The 19,008-nt window shown below is 60.0% G+C and carries 18 protein-coding genes and 4 pseudogenes; 10 read left to right on the top strand and 12 right to left on the bottom strand.

The genetic code is table 11. The annotated features are described in order from the left end of the window. Positions 1 to 54: 54 nt before the first annotated feature. The 5 genes and pseudogenes from ABIF91_RS28855 to ABIF91_RS28835 form a co-directional block, all read right to left on the bottom strand. Positions 55 to 1,184 (bottom strand): IS3-like element ISRj2 family transposase gene (locus ABIF91_RS28855; protein ID WP_129557670.1). Its coding sequence is split into 2 segments (ribosomal slippage): positions 55 to 932 and positions 932 to 1,184, totalling 1,131 coding nucleotides; the frame shifts between segments, so codons are not numbered across the junction. Positions 1,185 to 1,273: 89 nt separating this feature from the next. Then, positions 1,274 to 1,360: pseudogene (locus ABIF91_RS28850) on the bottom strand (ATP-binding protein); the annotation flags it as partial. A 4-nt stretch (positions 1,361 to 1,364) separates the two neighbouring features. Next, on the bottom strand, positions 1,365 to 3,122 hold the full coding sequence (istA, locus tag ABIF91_RS28845) for an IS21-like element IS1631 family transposase (RefSeq protein ID WP_100214066.1): 1,758 nt from the start codon (positions 3,120 to 3,122) through the stop codon (positions 1,365 to 1,367). A 93-nt stretch (positions 3,123 to 3,215) separates the two neighbouring features. After that, a pseudogene (locus tag ABIF91_RS28840) lies at positions 3,216 to 3,848 on the bottom strand (transposase); the annotation flags it as partial. Between the two features lie 74 nt (positions 3,849 to 3,922). Further along, a complete protein-coding gene (locus tag ABIF91_RS28835) occupies positions 3,923 to 4,528 on the bottom strand; it encodes a nitroreductase family protein (protein ID WP_424579527.1) in 606 nt (201 codons plus the stop codon). A 632-nt stretch (positions 4,529 to 5,160) separates the two neighbouring features. On the opposite strand from ABIF91_RS28835, the gene ABIF91_RS28830 reads away from it, so the two are divergent. Then, on the top strand, positions 5,161 to 6,195 hold the full coding sequence (locus tag ABIF91_RS28830; RefSeq protein WP_028182310.1) for an ABC transporter substrate-binding protein: 1,035 nt from the start codon (positions 5,161 to 5,163) through the stop codon (positions 6,193 to 6,195). Between the two features lie 225 nt (positions 6,196 to 6,420). Here ABIF91_RS28830 and ABIF91_RS28825 read toward each other — a convergent pair. Beyond that, a pseudogene (locus ABIF91_RS28825) lies at positions 6,421 to 6,727 on the bottom strand (aldo/keto reductase); the annotation flags it as partial. Positions 6,728 to 6,805: 78 nt separating this feature from the next. Here ABIF91_RS28825 and ABIF91_RS28820 point away from each other — a divergent pair. The 3 genes from ABIF91_RS28820 (at position 6,806) to ABIF91_RS28810 (ending at position 11,303) form a co-directional block, all read left to right on the top strand. Beyond that, positions 6,806 to 7,870 carry an IS630-like element ISRj1 family transposase gene (locus ABIF91_RS28820; protein ID WP_026192128.1) on the top strand — a complete coding sequence of 355 codons (1,065 nt, stop codon included), beginning with the start codon at positions 6,806 to 6,808 and terminating at the stop codon, positions 7,868 to 7,870. Between the two features lie 537 nt (positions 7,871 to 8,407). Then, positions 8,408 to 9,676, top strand: a complete 1,269-nt coding sequence (locus tag ABIF91_RS28815) for an IS256 family transposase (RefSeq protein ID WP_014497957.1) — start codon at positions 8,408 to 8,410, stop codon at positions 9,674 to 9,676. Positions 9,677 to 10,034: 358 nt separating this feature from the next. Continuing rightward, on the top strand, positions 10,035 to 11,303 hold the full coding sequence (locus ABIF91_RS28810; protein ID WP_038952271.1) for an IS256 family transposase: 1,269 nt from the start codon (positions 10,035 to 10,037) through the stop codon (positions 11,301 to 11,303). 217 nt (positions 11,304 to 11,520) lie between these two features. Here the strand turns inward: ABIF91_RS28810 and ABIF91_RS28805 are convergent, their stop codons facing one another. From ABIF91_RS28805 to ABIF91_RS28795, 3 genes are all read right to left on the bottom strand, one after another. Beyond that, entirely contained in the window at positions 11,521 to 12,135 is a 615-nt protein-coding gene (locus ABIF91_RS28805; protein WP_424579526.1) for a TetR/AcrR family transcriptional regulator, read from the bottom strand. A 75-nt stretch (positions 12,136 to 12,210) separates the two neighbouring features. Continuing rightward, positions 12,211 to 12,519: an AMP-binding protein gene (locus ABIF91_RS28800; RefSeq protein WP_028181572.1), complete on the bottom strand. Its 309-nt coding sequence runs from the start codon at positions 12,517 to 12,519 to the stop codon at positions 12,211 to 12,213. Next, complete coding sequence (locus ABIF91_RS28795) at positions 12,431 to 12,910, bottom strand: AMP-binding protein (RefSeq protein ID WP_051394002.1); 480 nt, start codon at positions 12,908 to 12,910, stop codon at positions 12,431 to 12,433. The genes ABIF91_RS28800 and ABIF91_RS28795 overlap by 89 nt, the downstream gene beginning before the upstream one ends. A 374-nt stretch (positions 12,911 to 13,284) precedes the next feature. Here ABIF91_RS28795 and ABIF91_RS28790 point away from each other — a divergent pair. From ABIF91_RS28790 to ABIF91_RS28765, 6 genes and pseudogenes are all read left to right on the top strand, one after another. Then, positions 13,285 to 14,027: pseudogene (locus tag ABIF91_RS28790) on the top strand (SDR family NAD(P)-dependent oxidoreductase). Beyond that, positions 13,945 to 14,307, top strand: coding sequence for a glutathione S-transferase family protein (locus ABIF91_RS28785; RefSeq protein ID WP_424579525.1), 363 nt, complete (start codon positions 13,945 to 13,947; stop codon positions 14,305 to 14,307). The pseudogene ABIF91_RS28790 and the gene ABIF91_RS28785 overlap by 83 nt, the downstream one beginning before the upstream one ends. Positions 14,308 to 14,346: 39 nt before the next feature. Next, positions 14,347 to 14,691, top strand: coding sequence for a glutathione S-transferase family protein (locus ABIF91_RS28780; protein ID WP_424579524.1), 345 nt, complete (start codon positions 14,347 to 14,349; stop codon positions 14,689 to 14,691). A 246-nt stretch (positions 14,692 to 14,937) separates the two neighbouring features. After that, complete coding sequence (locus tag ABIF91_RS28775; protein ID WP_424579523.1) at positions 14,938 to 15,438, top strand: DsbA family protein; 501 nt, start codon at positions 14,938 to 14,940, stop codon at positions 15,436 to 15,438. Next, entirely contained in the window at positions 15,435 to 16,136 is a 702-nt protein-coding gene (locus ABIF91_RS28770) for an SDR family NAD(P)-dependent oxidoreductase (RefSeq protein WP_028181574.1), read from the top strand. The genes ABIF91_RS28775 and ABIF91_RS28770 overlap by 4 nt, the downstream gene beginning before the upstream one ends. A 95-nt stretch (positions 16,137 to 16,231) precedes the next feature. Continuing rightward, a complete protein-coding gene (locus tag ABIF91_RS28765) occupies positions 16,232 to 16,828 on the top strand; it encodes a TetR/AcrR family transcriptional regulator (RefSeq protein ID WP_028181575.1) in 597 nt (198 codons plus the stop codon). Between the two features lie 143 nt (positions 16,829 to 16,971). Here ABIF91_RS28765 and ABIF91_RS28760 read toward each other — a convergent pair whose 3' ends face one another. From ABIF91_RS28760 to ABIF91_RS28750, 3 genes are all read right to left on the bottom strand, one after another. Next, complete coding sequence (locus tag ABIF91_RS28760; RefSeq protein WP_028181576.1) at positions 16,972 to 17,796, bottom strand: aldo/keto reductase; 825 nt, start codon at positions 17,794 to 17,796, stop codon at positions 16,972 to 16,974. A gap of 88 nt (positions 17,797 to 17,884) precedes the next feature. Further along, the gene (locus ABIF91_RS28755) at positions 17,885 to 18,766 is read right to left on the bottom strand and encodes an NmrA family NAD(P)-binding protein (protein ID WP_028181577.1); all 882 of its coding nucleotides are present in this window, start codon (positions 18,764 to 18,766) and stop codon (positions 17,885 to 17,887) included. A gap of 38 nt (positions 18,767 to 18,804) precedes the next feature. Beyond that, on the bottom strand, positions 18,805 to 18,996 hold the full coding sequence (locus ABIF91_RS28750; protein WP_424579522.1) for a hypothetical protein: 192 nt from the start codon (positions 18,994 to 18,996) through the stop codon (positions 18,805 to 18,807). Between the last annotated feature and the right edge of the window lie 12 nt (positions 18,997 to 19,008).

Below are 19,008 nucleotides of genomic sequence, written 5' to 3'. Positions count from 1 at the left end.
TTGCGTCGGGAGGGCGTAGCCCGACCAGAGCGACGACAAAACCGTCGGCGACGGTCATGCGGCCATCACCATAGCTTGCGTGCCGAAGTAAGCCTCGTCGGGCGTGCGCCCGTCAAGGCTCGAGTGAGGGCGTCCCTGATTGTAGAAGGCCAGATACTTGGCAATTGACGCTCGCGCCTCGGACACGCTGTCGTAGGCGCGGAGATATACTTCTTCGTATTTGACCGTGCGCCAGAGCCGCTCGACAAACACGTTGTCGCGCCAGGCGCCCTTGCCGTCCATGCTGATGGCGATCTTCGCGTCCAGCAGCACATCGGTGAACTCGAGGCTGGTGAACTGGCTGCCCTGATCCGTGTTGAAAATCTCGGGCCTGCCGTGCTTCGCCAACGCCTCCTGGACCGCTTCGACGCAGAAGGCCGCCTCCATTGTGATCGAGACGCGATGGGCCAGGACCCGTCGGCTGAACACATCGACGACCGCCGCGAGATAGACGAAGCCACGCCGCATCGGAATGTAGGTGATGTCCATTGCCCACGCATGGTCGGGCCGCTCGATCTTCAATCCGCGCAACAGGTACGGGTAGATCTTGTGACCCGGAGCCGGCTTGCTCGTGTTCGGGCGACGATAGACCGCCTCGATCCCCATGCGCTTCATCAGCGTCGCGATGTGGCGGCGACCGGCGTATACGCCCTCCCGCCGCAGCAACGATCGCAGCATACGCGCTCCCGCGAAGGGATAATCGAGATGCAGCTCATCGAGCCGACGCATCAAGGCAAGGTCCTCGGCCGAAACTGGCCGAGGTTCATAGTAGACCGTGCTGCGAGCCAGCTTCAGGACCTTCGCCTGGCGCACGATAGAAAGATCATGATCGCGGTCGATCATCGCTTTGCGCTCAGCAGGCCCGCCTTGGTGAGCGCGCCGGACAAAAAATCGTTTTCCAACGCCAGCTCGCCGATCTTGGCATGTAACGCCTTCAAATCGACCGGCGTCTCGGCCGATGTCTTGTCATGCCCAAACACGCCGGCGGCGCCTTCCAGGAGCTGGTTTTTCCAGATCGTGATCTGGTTCGGATGAACATCAAACAGTTGCGCCAGCTCCGCCAGTGTCTTGTCGCCTTTGACCGCAGCCAAAGCAACCTTCGCCTTGAATGCCGGAGAATGCGTCCGGCGGCTCTTCTTCGTCATCTTCGCTCCTGATTCGCAGCAAGAATCCTCGCCGCTGTCAGGCAGAAAATCCACTCAAGCTACTGTCCGAATTTGCGGGGCCAGCTCTCCTGGAGCACGCGCGTCTGCAGCGTGTCGCGGACACCCGACAGGCGCAGCTGTCGTAGGCAACGCTCAATTTCCGGCATGGTCATCATGTGGCTAGGTCTCCAGTTTAAGGTGAGAAGGTGCAGCGGGAGCGCTCGTGGCGCCGGAGTTGGCCGGGGTTGCGCAGGCGACACGAGCGCGGATTGCCGTGGCGTGATCGTCGTGAGCCTCGGCCTGCCGACCATTGTCGTCGGCGTCGCGCCGCACAGCGCGGCTGAAGAGGTCGCCGTATTCCGCGGGGGTACGGATCAGCGGATGATCCTGGGTGAGCGGCGATGCCGGCTGTGGCGTCACTCCAACCTGCTCGATCGCCTGTTCGAACAACCGCTCGACGGTCGCACGCACGTGCTTGTAGCGGTAGATGCGGTTGTCGATGGCGTGCGCGCAGGCCTGCTCGACCAGCCGCGCCGGATACTTCCGGCCCAGCCCGACAATGCCCCACATCGCGCGCTGTCCGGGGCGCCCTTCGGTGTCGAACACCTGCTGGCACAAGGCCCTGGTCTGCGGTCCGATGCGCTCGGCGCTCGCCAGCAGCACGGCGGTTTGCCGCGACGGGTTGAACGGCCGTTCGCTGGTCGGCAGGACGACAGAACCGGGGTGCGCCATCCGGGAATGAACACGCAGCAGCGCACGGGTGTGGCGATCACGGATCTCGATCGTGGTGGTGTAGATGCGCACGACGACCTGGCTGCCGATCGGCGCGGGCCGCGCGGCGTAATAGCTGTTGTCGACGCGTACGGTGGTGTCGTCGCAGACAGTCCGGACGACTTCGGTGAAGATGCGGAAGGGAGCGACAGGCAGCGGCCGCAGGTGCGGCTTCTCTTCCTGGAACATCGCCTCGACCTGACGGCGCGTGCTGCCGTGGATGCGTTTGGAAGCCCAGTTCTCCTCCCAGTGCCTCAAGAACTCGTTTTGCGCCTCCAGCGTCTCGAAGCGCCGTCCGGCCAGCGCAGTGCCCTGGGTATGTTGAATCGCATTCTCGACGCATCCTTTCCGATTTGGATCGGCCACGCGCGCGGGATCGGCGACCACGGCGTAATGAGCCAGCATCGCGCTGTAAATCGGGTTGAGCTGGGGCTCGTACAAATCCGGCTTGAGGACGCCTTCCTTCAGGTTGTCGAGCACGACATAGCTGGGGACCCCGCCAAAATACCGGAACGCCTCTTCGTGGAGCTGCGCCCAGACTTGTTGGCTGGACTTCCAGACTACCCGCCGGAAGCTGCGCCGCGAGTAGCGTAGCGTCATCACGAACAGGCGGGGACGACGGTACCGCCCGCTCTTCGGATCAACCGTCGGCGCGCCCTCGCCATAGTCGACCTGAGCTTCCTCGCCGGGGAGGAACTCAAGACGATCAAACTGCTCAGGATCAGCGTGCCGCAACCGGCGCACAAACCGCTTGACACTCTGGTAGCTGGACGGAAAGCCAAATTGATCAACCAGGTCCTGGTAAATCGCCTGCGCGTTCCGCTTCAGCCGGACCTGTTCTTCGATCCACGTCCGATGCGCTTCGCAAGCCGAACGGGCCAGGCTGCTGGTGACCGTCGCTTCCGATGTCCCAAAAGCCGGTGGTCGGGGTGGAGGAATTTGGCCGTCCGCGCTCACCGAGCCGGTGGTCACTTCCCCGGGGGAATTTGCCTCCGCACCGGCCCGCAGCGCCTGATAACGCCGGATCGTCTTGCGATCGACACCCGTCAGCCGGTGAATCTCGCGCTGGCTGGTGTTGCGATCAAGTAATGTAAGTACGGTGCTTTGCAGATGTCGCTTCAAGACGTTCAACTCCCCGGCCCCTTGCTGGCTAAAGGGGTCGAACATAAACGTCCTGCCTGACCGGCTACTGCTGTTCAGCGGCGCTGACGGCGATCATCAGGTGGGGGAGTTTCAAGTGACCATACCCGGGGGATTTTGACCGACCCACGGGGTCTTGCCTTCCGGCGTGGTGCCAATCAGCACCAGCATGCATTCGCTGTGATCTTCCATGCGGGCCTGCAGGTACACGCCATCGGCCCAGATGTAGACATAGCGACGCGCCGACAGATCGCGTCTCTGCCAGCGTTCGTACTCGACCTGCCAATCGGCCTTCAGGCCGGCGATCACCGAAGGCGACAGGTTCGGCGCATCCTTGCCGAGCAGCGCCGAGAGCGCCTCCTGGAAGTCGCCGGTCGAGATGCCGCGCAAATAGAGGACCGGGATCAAGGCATCCAGGCTCTTCGTCCGCCGCGCCCATAGCGGCAGGATTGCCGAACTGAAGCGGAGGCGGTCGCCTGGCCCGCTCGCTCCGCGGTCGCGGACCTTGGGACGAGCGACCTCCACCGGACCGATGCCGGTCGCAATCTCGCGCACCGGACCGTGCCCATGTCGGACCAGGCGCGCTCGACCGTCGGGCAGCGTCAGATTGGCCGTGCTGGCCAGAAACGCGCCAACCTCGATCTCGATCGCCCTGGCAAGCAGGTCCCGCGCGCCGGCACGAACGATATCGGTCAGTGGATCATCAACCGCGGACGGCTGACGGAAAGCAAGAACATTGGTAGTCTCGGTCATGGCGTATCGCTCTCCTCGAGAGGTTCTGGCAGGCTCGTCACCCGCCTCGATACGCCGCCTTCCTCACACCGTCATCACCCAGATTCCGCCATAGCTCCTTCGAAGGCGATGGCGGCAATTGGATTTCGCGAGCTCGGCATCTCACGCATCTGCAAGGCTGGCGGTAGCAGTGACTTGTCACCCGCCTTGCCGATCGCGATCGCCGCTTCGACCCGATAGCCGGTCGGCACACCGAGCTCCGTCGCCGCACGCGGAATGTCGAAGCCTACCATGCCATGCGCCTGCCAGCCGAGCATGGCGGCCTGTAACGCAAGCATCGCCCAGGCAGCGCCGGTGTCAAACGAGTGAGTGTGCGACGGCATTTCCTGATCCTGTCCCGGCACCACCATCGTTTGTTTAGAGACCACAATCAGGAGCGCGGCGGCATTCTTGGCCCAGGTGCGATTGAACTCATTCAGCAAGCCAAGCAGTTTTTCCCAATGCGTGGTACCGCGTCGGGCGTAGATGAAGCGCCACGGTTGTGAATTGTAGGATGAGGGTGCCCAACGCGCTGCCTCGACCAACTTCAATAGATCTCCTTCGGAGATGATCTCGGGTGTGAAGGCGCGCGGTGACCAGCGTTCAAGGAAGATCGATTCAATCGCATGATCGGCTGTACGCGCATTGACTTTTGCTGTCATGACGAAATCCTTGGCTCGAGGAGGAGATTTTTGACAGAAGCCAGACCCCTGTTTCGTATACCGATACTTACGAGAACTTGGCTCACTCTTCTTCGCGAATGAAAACTTTATCTATCGATCGGAGGCACGCAAGAGCTCACAGCCTGACGATTTCGTCAAGCAGCCGTTACCTCTGCGCCAGGACACCATAACCGGATGCTGCGCAGCATCCGGCGCTTGAGAGCGGATCGATTCAACCTCACTGTCATTTTCTAAATCGGGGCGACGCATTTTCTCGGTTAGCAATCGGGCTCAGGAACGTGATGCGACCAGGATTACCGCCATCGATAAATAGCGATCTGGAGGACACGGGCGAGTTGTTGACGCCTGCCTCTCGTTCGCTGGCGCAGACATGTGAACAATGTTGCAGTTGTAATCTCTTTTCCCATTGAAGACATCAAACGGTAGCTTCGCGCCCCTCTCATGGCCGTCTAAGATGCCCGCTTTTGCTGCCTCATCCAGCTGGACGAGTTGAACACAACGTCGCGACATTTGACGCGTTGGCTGGAGTGTAGGCGGGTTCACGCGCTTCTTCGTTTGCACCAGAGACGAAGGGGCACATCGATTTGTGACGCTGCTGGGCGTCTCAGAGAATGGAGTACTACAAAGTGAAGATGCTAACCGTACTGTCCGCGTCAATTCTGATGCTGACGTCAAGCATTGCAATGGCGCAAGACAACATCGTCATAGCAATCGGGGGCTCGAATTGCCTATGCTATCTCCCGGTCGTACTCGCAAAGCAGCTCGGCGAGTATGAGAGGGCCGGAATTACGGTTGAGCTGGCCGACGTCAAAGGCGGATCGGATTCGCTCCGTGCTCTTCTCGGCGGCAGCGCCGACGTAGTCTCGGGCTATTTTGATCACTGTGTTAGTCTCGCAGCCAAGAAGCAGGAACTTCAGGCGTTCGTCACATACGACAGGTTTCCGGGCGTGGTTCTCGCGGTGTCCCCCGTACACAACGCCGAAATTAGAACGATTAAAGATCTCGCTGGCAAGAAAGTCGGCGTAAGCGCCCCGGGATCGACGACCGATTTCTTCCTGAAGTATATGTTGAACAAGAACGGTCTCGATCCGACAAGCGCTGCCGTGGTCGGCATCGGGGTTGGTTTAAGCGCGGTCGCAGCTATGGAGCAAGGACAGATCGACGCTGCAGTTCTAGTCGATCCATCAGTGACTGTTCTCCAGAACAGACATGCCGATCTGAAAATTCTTGCAGACACCCGCACGGAGAAAGATACGGTTGCGGCGTTTGGCGGCGATTATCCAGGTGGTGCTCTTTATAGCACATCGGCTTGGATTGCCGGACACCGGAATCAGGCGCAATCGCTTACGAACGCGATCGTGCGCACACTTAGATGGATTCATGAGCACTCAGCTGAAGAGATCATGGCCAAGATGCCCGATGAGATGGTCGGAAGGAACAAGGCCCTCTACCTCCTCGCGCTGAAGAACACAATCCCGATGTATTCGGAAACCGGCCGGATGGATCCTAAAGGCGCAGACGCCGTGCTGGCCATGTTTAGCGTAGGATCGCCTGAAATCGCCGGCGCCCACGTCGATGTCGGCAAGACTTACACCAACAGCTTTGTCGATCAGGCCGGGAGTGCGACGGGCGAGGCGCCGAAATGAGACCGCTTAGTGGATTTATCTGTGCCGGGGTCACGCCTGCCAAGCTTAGAATAGGACCTGTCGATTAAACCGAGCAACTCGCGGCAGGTGTTATCCTTATCGCCCTGACCACTGCCGCGAGTTCGGCCGTCAATTCTCGACAGCCGGCAGACCGAGACCGTGCGGCACGGCATGAATTCGCGTGGCTGAATGGCCTGGTGACCCATCCCCCAGTCAGCTTGGACGCTATGCAGCCCAGTCAGGCGCGAATGGCGGCTTCACGTATCGTAGATTCTTGGCCAGCGCCGCGATCGCAGCTCGATCTTCGTCGTCGAGCTTGATCCTCAAAGCGTCCAGGTTGGAGCGTTGGCTCGACTCCTTCTGTGCTTTCGGGATCGCGCTCACGTCCCTCTGATCGAGCAGCCAGGCGATGGCGATCTGGGCGGCGGTGGCTCCGTGCTTCCTGCCGATGACCTGTAGCATCTCATCGTGCGCCGCGGCCCTGGGCGATCGGAGCGTAGGCGGTCAGAGGAATGCCTCTGCTGCGGACGTACTCCAGCATTCTCGACGGCTGAAACGATGACTCTAGTACCCACTTTTCTTGGAACGTGAGTCGTGATTCAAGGTCGGGATGATACCCGAAGCAAGAGAAGTCCACCTTTCGAGGAAAGATCGCAAGGTGCTTGAGGCGTGCTGTCGCTCACCGGTGACGTTGCAGCGCGATTTGAAGCGGGCGCGGATAGTTCTGTTGGCGGCGGATGGGCGCAGCACCCGGTCGATCGCCAAGGAAGTTGGGGTCCAGCCGCGGATTGTCAGCCTTTGGCGGCATCGCTATGCCGACCATGGCCTTGAAGGGCTGCAAGACAAGCCGCGGCCTGGCAAGCAGCCGATCTATACGAAGACGACCGACAAGCGGATTCTGAAGCTGCTGGATAAGCCGCCACCGCAAGGGTTTGCGCGCTGGACCGGCCCCCTGCTGGCCGAGGCGCTGGGCGATGTCGATGTCCAATATGTCTGGCGGTTCCTGCGCAGCCACAAGATTGACCTGGTGGCTCGCAAGTCCTGGTGCGAGAGCAACGACCCGAACTTTACGGCCAAAGCCGCCGATGTTGTCGGCCTCTATGTCGCGCCGCCGGCGAAGGCCATTGTGCTGTGCGTGGACGAGAAGCCCTCGATCCAGGCTTTGGAGCGAGCGCAGGGTTATCTGAAGTTGCCCAATGGCCGCGCCTTGACCGGCCAAAGCCACGATTACAAGCGGCATGGCACCACAACATTGTTTGCGGCGCTCGAAGTCGCCACCGGAAAGATCATCGCGACCCATTCAAAACGCCGGCGCCGCGTCGAGTTTCTCGATTTCATGAACAGCGTCACCGCGGCTTTTCCGAACCGCAAGCTTCACGTCATCCTCGACAACCTCAACACCCATAAAAAGAACGAGGACTGGCTCAAGGCCCACCCCAACGTGCAATTTCATTTCACGCCGACAAGTGCGTCATGGCTCAATCAGGTCGAAGTATGGTTTTCCATCTTGCAGGGGCAGTCGCTCAGCGGCACCTCCTTCACGAGCCTCAAGCAGCTTCAGGAACACATCGATGCCTACGTCAACGCATACAACGACAGAGCCGAGCCCTTCGTCTGGACCAAGAAAAAGGTCCGTCAACGCCGTTTCAAAGGCCGCCGTATCACTCAGCTCTGATTCCGGGTACTAGTGCGTAACTGTCAGTGATGCGTTGAGCGTTAGTCAACTATTGCAACCTTCGAAATTCTTGGCTTCCGTAGTCTTAACCACAAACTCGTTCCTCGCGGGAAGATGGTGCGAAGGATGAAGTGAGCCAGGATTGTATGGATCGATAGGGCCACAGCTCGGGACAGCACTCCAACCTCGACAGATGAGGCTTTAACGCTGGTATATTTCATGCGACATGGCAACGAAGACGTCCGCCAGAACCGAACGACTGTGGTCCCGCGAGCTCCTGTCCCATTTGTCCCAAATGCATTCGCCGCGTGAGCCCCAGTGATCTATCCGGAATGCCTTTCCAGTGCTCGCATCAAGTTGAGGCTGCTTCGAAAAACCCGCAGGCTGGCTTTGCTGGAAATTGAATCTAGGAAACTAGCAAGAACAGTTTGGGGATGCCACAGAGCTATGCGGGAAACTGGGTGATGACGGAATGAGATAGGCGGCGTATCGAGGCGGGTGTCGAGCCTGCCAGAACCTCAAGGAGAGCGATACGCCATGAACGAGCATAGCAACATTGTCCCACTGCGTCAGCCCGATGAGATCGACGATCCACTGACGAATATTTTGCGATCTGGAGCTCGGCAGCTGCTTGCGCAGGCTGTCGAGATGGAAGCCGAGGCGTTTCTCGCCGCGATGAAGGGCTTGAAGCTTCCCGATGGCCGCGACCGCCTCGTGCGACACGGCCATGGTCCAGTGCGGACGATCCAGACGGGGATCGGCGCCGTCGAAGTCGCCCGGGTAAAGATTCGCGATCGCGCGGTGACCAGCGATGGCGAGCGGATCCGCTTCACCTCGGCGATCCTGCCGTTGTGGGCACGGCGCACGAAGAGCTTGGATGCACTTTTGCCGGTTCTGTACCTGCGAGGCATCTCGACGGGCGACTTCCAGGAGGCGCTGGCGGCGCTCTTGGGCAAGGATGCGCCGAATCTTTCTCCGGCGGTGGTTTCCAGACTGACGACGGAGTGGCAGCTCGAGTACGAGCGTTGGCAGAAGCGCGATCTGTCGGCGCGCCGGTACGTATACGTGTGGGCGGACGGCGTCTTCCTGCAGGCTCGCATGGAAGACCACAGCGAATGCATGCTGGTGCTGATCGGCGCGACGCCGGAAGGCAAGAAGGAACTCATCGGCTTCCAGGTCGGCGTGCGCGAGAGCACGCAGAGCTGGCACGAACTGCTCGTCGAGGCGAAAACCCGAGGGCTGAAGATCGCCCCGGAAATCGCCGTCGGTGACGGCGCGCTCGGCTTCTGGAAGGCGCTCGACGAGGTCTTTCCCGCCACGCGACATCAGCGGTGCTGGGTGCACAAAACCGCGAATATCTTGAACAAAGTCGCAGTGTCGGTACAGGCCAGCATGAAGAAGGATCTGCGCGAGGTCTATTTGGCGTCCAACCGAGCTTCGGCCGAAGTGGCGATCGATGTCTTTGCCGAGAAATACGGAGCGAAGTACGACAAGGCGGTCGAGTGCCTGACGAAAGATCGCGACGCAATGCTTGCGTTCTACGAATTCCCCGCCGAGCATTGGGACCACTTGCGGACGACGAATCCCATCGAAAGCGTGTTCGCGACGGTCCGGCACAGAACGGTGCGCACGAAAGGTTCGTTATCGTCAACGACTGCCAAGTTGATGGTGTTCAAGCTGCTCTGCGCCGCATCAAAGACCTGGCGGCGGCTGAAAGGCACAAATCAGTTGCCGAAGGTCAGCGCAGGTGTCAGATTCGAAAACGGCATCGAGGTCATCCAAGTGCCGGAAAACCACGCCGCCTGATCGCCTCGTCACCCAAAATCCCGCATAGCTCGATGCCACAAGCCCTACATCTCAGTAGGAAGGACCAAACGGTTTCTCCAGCCGCCCGGCCGTAACGCCGACGGGTCGCCTAAATTGTTATCCCCGGCCGGTCGCTCGGCTGACTCAATGCGGCGGCCAGCCGATACACCAGGCGGCACGTCGCCCTAGAGTCCAAGAAGGCGGACGTCTTCTTCGAGTGCGCCGGCTATGCCGCATCTCCAACCTCCAAGCCTCAATTGGGAGCTATGGCGGAATCTGGGTGATGACGGTGTGAGGAAGGCGGCGTATCGAGGCGGGTGACGAGCCTGCCAGAACCTCTCGAGGAGAGCGATACGCCATGACCGAGACTACCAATGTTCTTGCTTTCCGTCAGCCGTCCGCGGTTGATGATCCACTGACCGATATCGTTCGTGCCGGCGCGCGGGACCTGCTTGCCAGGGCGATCGAGATCGAGGTTGGCGCGTTTCTGGCCAGCACGGCCAATCTGACGCTGCCCGACGGTCGAGCGCGCCTGGTCCGACATGGGCACGGTCCGGTGCGCGAGATTGCGACCGGCATCGGTCCGGTGGAGGTCGCTCGTCCCAAGGTCCGCGACCGCGGAGCGAGCGGGCCAGGCGACCGCCTCCGCTTCAGTTCGGCAATCCTGCCGCTATGGGCGCGGCGGACGAAGAGCCTGGATGCCTTGATCCCGGTCCTCTATTTGCGCGGCATCTCGACCGGCGACTTCCAGGAGGCGCTCTCGGCGCTGCTCGGCAAGGATGCGCCGAACCTGTCGCCTTCGGTGATCGCCGGCCTGAAGGCCGATTGGCAGGTCGAGTACGAACGCTGGCAGAGACGCGATCTGTCGGCGCGTCGCTATGTCTACATCTGGGCCGATGGCGTGTACCTGCAGGCCCGCATGGAAGATCACAGCGAATGCATGCTGGTGCTGATTGGCACCACGCCGGAAGGCAAGAAGGAGCTGATCGGCTTCCAGGTCGGCGTGCGCGAGAGCGCGCAGAGCTGGCGCGAACTCCTGATCGACCTGCGGCAACGCGGGTTACGGATTGCCCCGCAACTCGCCATCGGCGACGGCGCCCTCGGCTTCTGGAAGGCACTGGACGAGGCCTTTCCCGGCACGCGGCACCAACGATGCTGGTGCCATAAAGTGAGCAACGTACTCGACAAGGTCGCCAAATCCGTGCAGGGCCCCATGAAGAACGACCTGCGGAACATCTATCTGGCCCCACACCGGGCCGAAGCTGAAACCGCGATCGACGTCTTCGTCGAGAAATACCACGTCAAATACGGACGTGCGGTGGAGTGCCTGATCAAGGATCGCCATGCGCTGCTCGCCTTCTTCGACTTCCCTGCTGAGCACTGGATCCACCTACGCAGCTCGAACCCGATCGAGAGCGTCTTCGCCACGGTGCGCCACCGAACGGTGCGGACCAAGGGATCGCTGTCGCAACAAACTGCGAAGCTGATGGTGTTCAAGCTCATCGACGCCGCATCGAAGACCTGGCGGCGATTGAAGAGCACGAACCAGTTGCCGAAAGTCATCGCCGGTGTAAAGTTCATCGACGGAATCGAAGTCATTCCGAACACTGAAAGCCACGCCGCCTGATCAGGCCGCGTCACCCAAAATCAGCCATAGCTCCTTCTTCTGACCGCCGGATTCTAATGCGAACCGTCGGCTTTTTCGCAGCGCCCTTCCTCCTCCGCAGCCTCGTGAGTCGTCAGCAAATTGAAGTCAACTGCCCTTGATCTGGGCCATTCACGCGCAAAACAACTTGTGTCTGCGCTATGATCGGCGGCAATTGCCAATACCGCTCGAGCGGTTCTTAAGCGTCGGATCCGGAAGCCCCGCCGTGTTTGTCACGGCGGCTGTCGCCACTATCAAGGCAGAGGCTGGTTGCACCGCGTCGACTGGCCTCTAGAATTTCCTCCGAAATGTCTGATCGCCCGCAGGCCCGGGCGAGCGTTACCGCTCCGACCATGAGCGCCAACATCGCCATCGGCTCCTGGCATGGGCGGCCAGCCGGCGTCGGAGGCTCACGCAACAGCTCAACCATCTCCTTGAGCTTTGCGCTGAAGAGCCGCTTGTGGGCGGAAGAGCCGCGGCCGACCTCTTCTAAAAAGCCTGGAATTGCGCATCCAGCATCCGGGTGGTCGCGGTGGCGGGTGCTAAGGTAATGATTGGCAATGCCCGATGCGCCATCTGTACCGTGGATATTGCGCCAATTTTGCATTGTCTCGTCCATGGCGCTCACAAAGGATTGCTGGACCAGCTGTTCCCGGGACGTGAAGTAACTGTAAAAGGCACCATGCGTCATGCCAATGCTATGCATCAACTTGTGTATTCCGACTTGCCACGAACCGTTGCGACGCATCAGCTTGGCTGCTCGCGTGACGATTATGCTGTGCACCTCGCCTTTGTGGTCTCTTGAATAGCGCATGATCCCGTCTCCGCCTCCTGACTCCGCAAACGTCGCGGATCCGCGCCTGTGCCGCCGATCCGTCTTAGATTACAGTCATAATATTACGAGAGCGGCGAAGTGAAGGCAACGATCCGAGCCGGTACGCTCACCGCCCTTCGGGGAGAGCGGCGCTCCCGCAACGGCCATCAAGCGCAACAAGCCTCGACCAAGCCTGGCGCACGACTTGTACTCAAGCAAGCGTTGATAGGTCGCCGGCACGTCGTTGAGAATTGTGACGCCCTCTTCCGCAACGGCCCTGGCGAGCGCTGCCGGCTCATATCTCCATGCGAGCCGTGCAGTTCCTCCTACCATCAGCGTCATGACGAGGAGCGAGATACCGACAATGCGCGAGATCGACAGCACGATATACGTCTTGTCGCGTTCCGATCAGAACGACAATCTGCCTTGCCGGATCATCTTCCCCCGGGTCCGCAACGGCTCCCAAATTCAACCCGCTGATGCCAACCTGCTCAAAGCGGACCGTTTTGCGGATTTCCGCACCAAGGCAGGATGCGTGCGCCGAAGCTTCTCTCGAAAAGGCGGCCGAAAAGAACATTCGCCGCGCAACGCTATGCTCACGAATCTGATCGATCTCCCGAGCGGACAGCTGCGGATTGACGACGATCGCAGCTGCATCGAGGCGAATTGCAGCAATCAACAATCCGGCAAGTGCGATGCAATTTTCACTGGTGACCATCATGCGGTCCCCAGCCCTCACGCCCAGCGCCGCGAGATCGCTGGCGATGTCCCGCACATGCCTGTCGAGGTCGCGGTAAGTCCAGGCTGTCGTCGTCGATCAAAGCAACCTGATCGGGTCGCTCGCTGACGGGTCTGTCGGCGATCGCACGCAGACGGCGCGGCAGAGAGGCTTCGATCTCATCGATCTCGATCACTTCCGAGATCGCCGCAGCATCTGGCCTCCCGCGCATGATGATACTCGCGCACAAAATCGCTGCATTGCCTTCATCTTCAGTTCTATTTTCGATCCTGACAACATCAATCAGGGCGTACCAGGCGGTCGGCTGGACCCACAGTCATGACACCAATATGTGAGCCGGTTACGCATTTACGACGCTCGACAACGCTCTTATCAATCAAGTATCAAAGTCGAACTCACAGAGGCGATGAATGACCAAGAGTCGTGGCGCGGCGATACTCGTCGGCGCGGGTGACGCAATCGGGGCGGCCGTTGCGCGCCGTTTCGCCAAAGGTGGCTATGCGGTCTGTACCTGTCGCCGCGATGCTGCCAAGTCACAAGGGCTCGTCGACGATCTCAAGGCGGAAGGACATGAGACCAGGCGTTCAGCGTCGATGCGCGCCGGGAGCAGGAGGTTCAGGACCTCTTTTTGCGCGTTGAAGACGAGGTCGGTCCGATCGAGGTCTGCCTCTTCAACGCGGGCTCCAACGTCAACACACCGCTGCTTGAAACAGACGAGAACTTGTTCTTCGAAGCCTGGGAACTTGCCTGCTACGGCGGTTTCCTGGTCGGCCGTGAGGCCGCACGCGTGATGGTCCCGCGCGGCCGCGACACCATCCTGTTTACAGGCGCCACTGTTAGCCTTCGCGGCGGCAAAGGCTCCGTTGCCTTCGCATCTGCTAAATTCCGCCTTCGCGCGGTCGCACATTCAATGGCCCGTGAATTGGGGCTCCAAAACATCCGCGTGGCGCATCTCATTATCGATGCTGCCGTGGACAGCGACGCTGTCCGTACGCGCTTCAAGGCCATGCACGGCATCGAGGCCCAGGACATCCCGCCTGACAGTCTCGTGAGAACTGGAACGATCGCCAATGTCTATTGGTTCGTGCACCAGCAGCCGAAAGATGGCTGTGCCCACGAACTGGACCTACGGCCTGCAGTGGAGAAATGGTAGGATGGTTAGCGCTCCCGATCTGACGTTGTGGGGCGTGGGGACGAGCCGCACGGTTCGGGCTCATTGGGCCATGCATGAGCTGGATCTTCCCTACCGCATAAAACCGATCGGTCCCAGGACCGGAGAAACAAAGACACCGGAATACACGAGACTGAATCCGCGGCAGAAGGTTCCATTGCTGCAGGATGGTGATTTTTGCATCGGCGAGAGCGCAGCGATAGTTGCCTATTTATCGCGTACTTACTCGAGTGCCGAACGTTCGCTGATTCCCGAAGCATAGCGCGACTATGCTGCTTGGCTCGAGTGGTGCTTCTTCGTCATGACCGAGCTTGACTCGACAAGCTTGTGCGTCATGCGCCGGCATAGCGCTAACGCGCTCGGTCCTATCTATGGGATAGCGCCAGAAGTCGTTTCAAAGGCCGGTGAGTACTTTCGCGAGCAGCTTCGCCACGTGGATGCCGCCCTATCCGATGGCCGCATCTATTTGATGGGTGATCGCTTCACCAGCGCAGATATCTTGCTGACCACCTGTCTCGATTGGGCAATGGCTTATGGAGTCGAAATCAGCGACCATGCGCATCCTTATCGGGAGCGCATCCATCATCGTCCTGCCTATCAGCTCGGCAACAAGGCCAATGAACCGGCGGCGGTCACCGGCGCCTGAACCCGCAGTATCAGGAGAATTATTGGCGGGGACGATCTCGTCGAAGCGCGCTTCACGCACAAGACTATTCCTTTTCGAGAACACAATTTAGGTCAACACACTGAGGATGATGATTGACATCCTTAACGATGTCAATCATCATCCTCAATGCTGAGCTAATTATTCTCGCAACAGTCCAGAAACCCAGCATCTCGGAGCAGCCTACATGACCATCGAATTCGTCTACGACTACCGCAGCCCTCGGTCATGAAAGCCGTGAACAACCATCCGTCGCCTATGTGTCCGCCAAAGGCGCGTTACGCAGTTGCAGACGCCGGAAGATGGGCCAAGCATTACGGCGTTCCGTTTACGCCGAACGGAGGACTTATGCGCGCAATGGGTGCCGGGAGGTTTGACGGCATGCTGCTGTCGTGTGCCGGCCTGGCGGCACAGGAACTCAATATCTTTAACAATGCTCACAAGGCGCTGTTCGAAGCAATTTGGGCAAGCACCTGCGATCTGACCGCCGAAGCTGACCGCAAGAACTTCTTCGGCGAACGTGGCATCGACGCAGAAGAACTTTGGTCAAGGGCATCGAGTAGCCGGATCCGCGATCTGTTGGCCAAAAACGATAGTGAAGCCGCCGAGCGCGGAGTGTTTGGCGTGCCGACGGTGTTCGTGGGTGACGAGATGTTTTTTGGTAACGATCGTCTTCAATTCGTGCGCGCTCGCCTGCATGGTATGCCAATCGAGGGAGCAGCGGCATGAGCAACAAACTTGCACTGGTCACCGGAGTCGGCCCAGGCACAGGGCTCGCCGTGGCTCAACGGCTCGCCAAGGGTGGATACGAAGTCGCGATGATCGCCCGGAATGAGGAGCGGCTGAAACAGTTCGAGGCGAAGATTCCGAAATCCCGCGCGTTCGCGGCAGACGTCACCGACACAGCCAAATTCAACGCTGTGTTGGATCGAGTATGCGAAGAGTTTGGAAGACCAGAGCTCGTGGTGCATAATGCCGTCGGCGGGGTATTCGGAAACTTCATGCAAATTGACCCCGCGGTCATGGAAGTCAATTTTCAGACCAACGTCATGGGTTTCCTGCATCTTGCGCGGCGGATGGCACCAGCCATGATCGAGGCGGGAAGGGGCACTATCATCGCCTCCGGCAATACATCCGCGCTGCGCGGAAAGAGCAACTTCGCCGGGTTTGCACCGACCAAGGCCGCGCAGAGGATCCTGGCTGAATCGATGGCCCGGGAGCTCGGGCCGAAAGGTATCCACGTGGCTTACATGGTCATCGACGCGGCGATCGATCTCGATTGGACGAGAAAGATCCGTCCCGATGCTCCGGATGACTTCTTCATTAAGCCCGCCGAGATCGCCGATGAAATCTGGCATTTGGCTCACCAGCCAAAGGGCGCATGGTCGTTCAACGTGGAGCTGCGTCCATTCAAGGAAGTGTGGTAGCTTTATGTGTCGGCCCGACGCGCGCTTGTAACGTCAAGGACAAGCGCGCGTCGCTGGTGCGAATTGAAGTAGTTTACGACAAAAGGGACGGATAAATGGGGCACTCCCAGGCTGAAAAGACCCAAACACACGATGAGATTGTGCGCATCGCTTCGAAACGCTTTCGTGAACTCGGTTTGGACGGATTAAGCATCGCCGACCTGATGAAGGAGGCTGGTCTGACACACGGCGGCTTTTATAGGCACTTTGCGTCTCGCGAAGATCTGCTTTTGGAGGCGTTGCTGGCCGCGCTGAAGGACGGTGAAGCACCCGGGAAAAACAAGCGCGAGAAAGCGAATGTTGCGCTGACCTTCGACGCGGTGATCGACGGCTATCTGAGCGAAAGCCATCGCGACGAACCCGGCTCGGGCTGCGCCGTAAGTGCGCTGATGAGCGATATGGGACGGGCCGGTGCGGCCGCCAGAAAATTATATACTGGCCAAGTCGAGCGTAACCTCCGATTGCTTACCCAACTTCTGGGCAAAGCCGACACCCCCATGAATCAGGCCGAAGCCATCGTCGTGTATTCAGCCATGATCGGCGCGGTCGGACTTGCGCGCGCCGTATCCGACAAACGGCTATCCAAAGAGATTCTAAATACCGTCCGCGAGTATTTGAAGAATGGCTTCAAACAATGCAGTCGGTCAGTGTAGCGCCGTTTCCCGCCCGAAGCAGGTTTCACCGTGGAACAGCCGGCAGTGAGCAAGCATCATCCTAAGAACGTCAGGCAACGGGAAGCCGCCGCAGCCACATGGCACGCCGTCACACTTTCGTCCCGCTGCGCCAATGAGTTTCATCAGAGAGCGTCCCAGTCCGGCGCGAAGGGCGGCCGGACGAAGCGCTGGTCCTTCGGCAGTGCTGCGATTGCGGTGCGATCCTCGTTCTCGAGCCAGATGCCGAGCGCATCAAGATTGGCCTGCTGGCTTTCGGGACGGGCGGCTTTCGGAATCACGATTACGCCCTCCTGATCCAGGAGCCAGGCGACCGCCATCTGAGCAGCACTACAACCATGCTTTTGGCCGAGGAAAGCGAGCGTTGGATCACTTGCCGCCCGCCCTTGCGCGAGGGGCGCATAGGCGGTCAGGGGAATCCCCTTCTCGCGAAGATAGGCGAGCATCGGCGCCTGCGACAGGAACGGGTGGTATTCGATCTGGAGGCTGGCAATCGGCGCGCGGATTTCCTCCACTGCGCGACGGATCATCGGCAGGTTGAAGTTGCACACGCCGATCGCGCGCGTCAGGCGGCGTTCTCGAAGCGACATCAACGCTTCCAACGTCGCAGCCATGTCCATGTCTTTTGACGGCCAATGGATCATGTAAAGATCGACATAGTCGAGCCCGAGCTTTCTCAGGCTGGTGTCGAAAGCGCGGTAAAGCGCATCCGCCGCAAGCTGATCATGCCAGACCTTCGTGGTGATGAAGAATTCATTTCGGTTCACGCCAGACGCCGCGATGGCCGCGCCGACGGCAGATTCGTTGTCGTACATCGCGGCGGTATCGATATGTCGGTAGCCGAGCGCGATCGCGTTCTCGACGGCCGGCTGGGCGGCGGCTCCCGGCATCCGGAAAGTGCCGAAGCCGAGGCGTGGCATCGCAACCCCCTGTGTTGTGATCGTCTCCATGATGTCTCCTTTTTGGATTCCTGCCGGAAGGTCGGGGCGAGCAGCTTTGCGCCGGTGGCAGGCGGTAAGCTTCACTAGGGCGGTGGCGTCAGACGGATGCTTTGGCCCGACTTGCTCTGACGAGTTCAGCGATCACGCTTTCGATTCTCGTAGACCCCTTCACCGCCGACAGGCCGCGCTCGCTGAAGTCGATCCATCCCTCGTTGAAGCCGTCGAGCATCCGAATCCGCGGCAATGGATTTTGCGTTCCCTGAGCGCGGAAAAGCTGCTCCCAGCTCTCGCGCGGCACTGTCTCAATCCGGACGGGACGCTCTAACACGGTGGCGAAGGCTCGGGCGAGATCGTTCGGCGATATACGCGCGGGCCCCTCCAGTTCGACGACCCGCGTCCCGCTCCAGTCCTCGCGGAGAAGCGCGGCGGCCAAGCCCCCCACATCCTGCGTCGCGACCATAGGGAACAACTTGTCGGCCGGCTGTAGGAAGCTGCGTAGCACGCCCTCGTCGCGCGCCGAGGGAATGTCCCAGAGCGCATTCTCCATGAACCAGCCGGGGCGTAGGAAGGTAACCGGAAGCCCGATCTCCTGCAGCGATCGTTCCATCAGCGTGCGCTGGGTCAGCAGGTTCTCGTGCGGCGCATCCGCACCGACAGTCGACAAGCAGACCACCTTGCCGGGACGAGCCTCAGCCAAAGCCAGAGTTACGGCGGCGATGACGTGCCTGGCCTCGGGAAAACCAGGCTTCGGATCGAACTCGGAGGGCGGGAGGATGAAGACGCCCGTGGCCTCCCTGAAGGCCGAGGTCAGGCTTGCCGCGTCGCCCATCTCAGCCAGGGCGACTTCGCAGCCCCGGGTTCTCCACTCTGCCGCCTTGGCCTCGTCGCGCAGAACGGCACGGACGGGCAATCCTTCGGCAAGAAGGGTACGCGCAAGCGCGCCGCCCACCTTGCCAGTGATTCCAGTGATTGCGTACATGAGGGTTCTCCAGAAGGTTAATGTCGTTCGCGCGGGGCTCAGTCGAGCCCAGCATAGAGGCCGCGCTCGAACTCGCCGTAGAGCGCGACGACACGGTCGTCGAAGAAGGGCAGTATCTGGGTGAAGAACGTACCTGTGACTTGCTTTACCGGGTCAAGCCAGAAATAGCAGTTGAGTAGGCCTGCCCAAGAGATGCTGCCGGCAGAGCGCCCGTTCGGTCCTCGCTGCATGTTGATGTCGAA

The organism is Bradyrhizobium sp. USDA 241, from assembly GCF_049739505.1.
GTDB classification, from domain to species: Bacteria; Pseudomonadota; Alphaproteobacteria; order Rhizobiales; family Xanthobacteraceae; genus Bradyrhizobium; species Bradyrhizobium liaoningense.
Note: the sequence above shows the minus strand (reverse complement) of the source record. Positions and strands in the feature narration are given on the sequence as shown.

Bases quoted from the DNA above. Each gene is read 5' to 3' on its own strand.
- istA (WP_100214066.1), bottom strand. From the start codon at position 3,122: ATGTTCGACCCCTTTAGCCAGCAAGGGGCCGGGGAGTTGAACGTCTTG.
- ABIF91_RS28835 (WP_424579527.1), bottom strand. From the start codon at position 4,528: ATGACAGCAAAAGTCAATGCGCGTACAGCCGATCATGCGATTGAATCG.
- ABIF91_RS28830 (WP_028182310.1), top strand. From the start codon at position 5,161: ATGGAGTACTACAAAGTGAAGATGCTAACCGTACTGTCCGCGTCAATT.
- ABIF91_RS28820 (WP_026192128.1), top strand. From the start codon at position 6,806: ATGATACCCGAAGCAAGAGAAGTCCACCTTTCGAGGAAAGATCGCAAG.
- ABIF91_RS28815 (WP_014497957.1), top strand. From the start codon at position 8,408: ATGAACGAGCATAGCAACATTGTCCCACTGCGTCAGCCCGATGAGATC.
- ABIF91_RS28810 (WP_038952271.1), top strand. From the start codon at position 10,035: ATGACCGAGACTACCAATGTTCTTGCTTTCCGTCAGCCGTCCGCGGTT.
- ABIF91_RS28805 (WP_424579526.1), bottom strand. From the start codon at position 12,135: ATGCGCTATTCAAGAGACCACAAAGGCGAGGTGCACAGCATAATCGTC.
- ABIF91_RS28785 (WP_424579525.1), top strand. From the start codon at position 13,945: ATGTCTATTGGTTCGTGCACCAGCAGCCGAAAGATGGCTGTGCCCACG.
- ABIF91_RS28780 (WP_424579524.1), top strand. From the start codon at position 14,347: ATGACCGAGCTTGACTCGACAAGCTTGTGCGTCATGCGCCGGCATAGC.
- ABIF91_RS28775 (WP_424579523.1), top strand. From the start codon at position 14,938: ATGAAAGCCGTGAACAACCATCCGTCGCCTATGTGTCCGCCAAAGGCG.
- ABIF91_RS28770 (WP_028181574.1), top strand. From the start codon at position 15,435: ATGAGCAACAAACTTGCACTGGTCACCGGAGTCGGCCCAGGCACAGGG.
- ABIF91_RS28765 (WP_028181575.1), top strand. From the start codon at position 16,232: ATGGGGCACTCCCAGGCTGAAAAGACCCAAACACACGATGAGATTGTG.
- ABIF91_RS28760 (WP_028181576.1), bottom strand. From the start codon at position 17,796: ATGGAGACGATCACAACACAGGGGGTTGCGATGCCACGCCTCGGCTTC.
- ABIF91_RS28755 (WP_028181577.1), bottom strand. From the start codon at position 18,766: ATGTACGCAATCACTGGAATCACTGGCAAGGTGGGCGGCGCGCTTGCG.
- ABIF91_RS28750 (WP_424579522.1), bottom strand. From the start codon at position 18,996: ATGCAGCGAGGACCGAACGGGCGCTCTGCCGGCAGCATCTCTTGGGCA.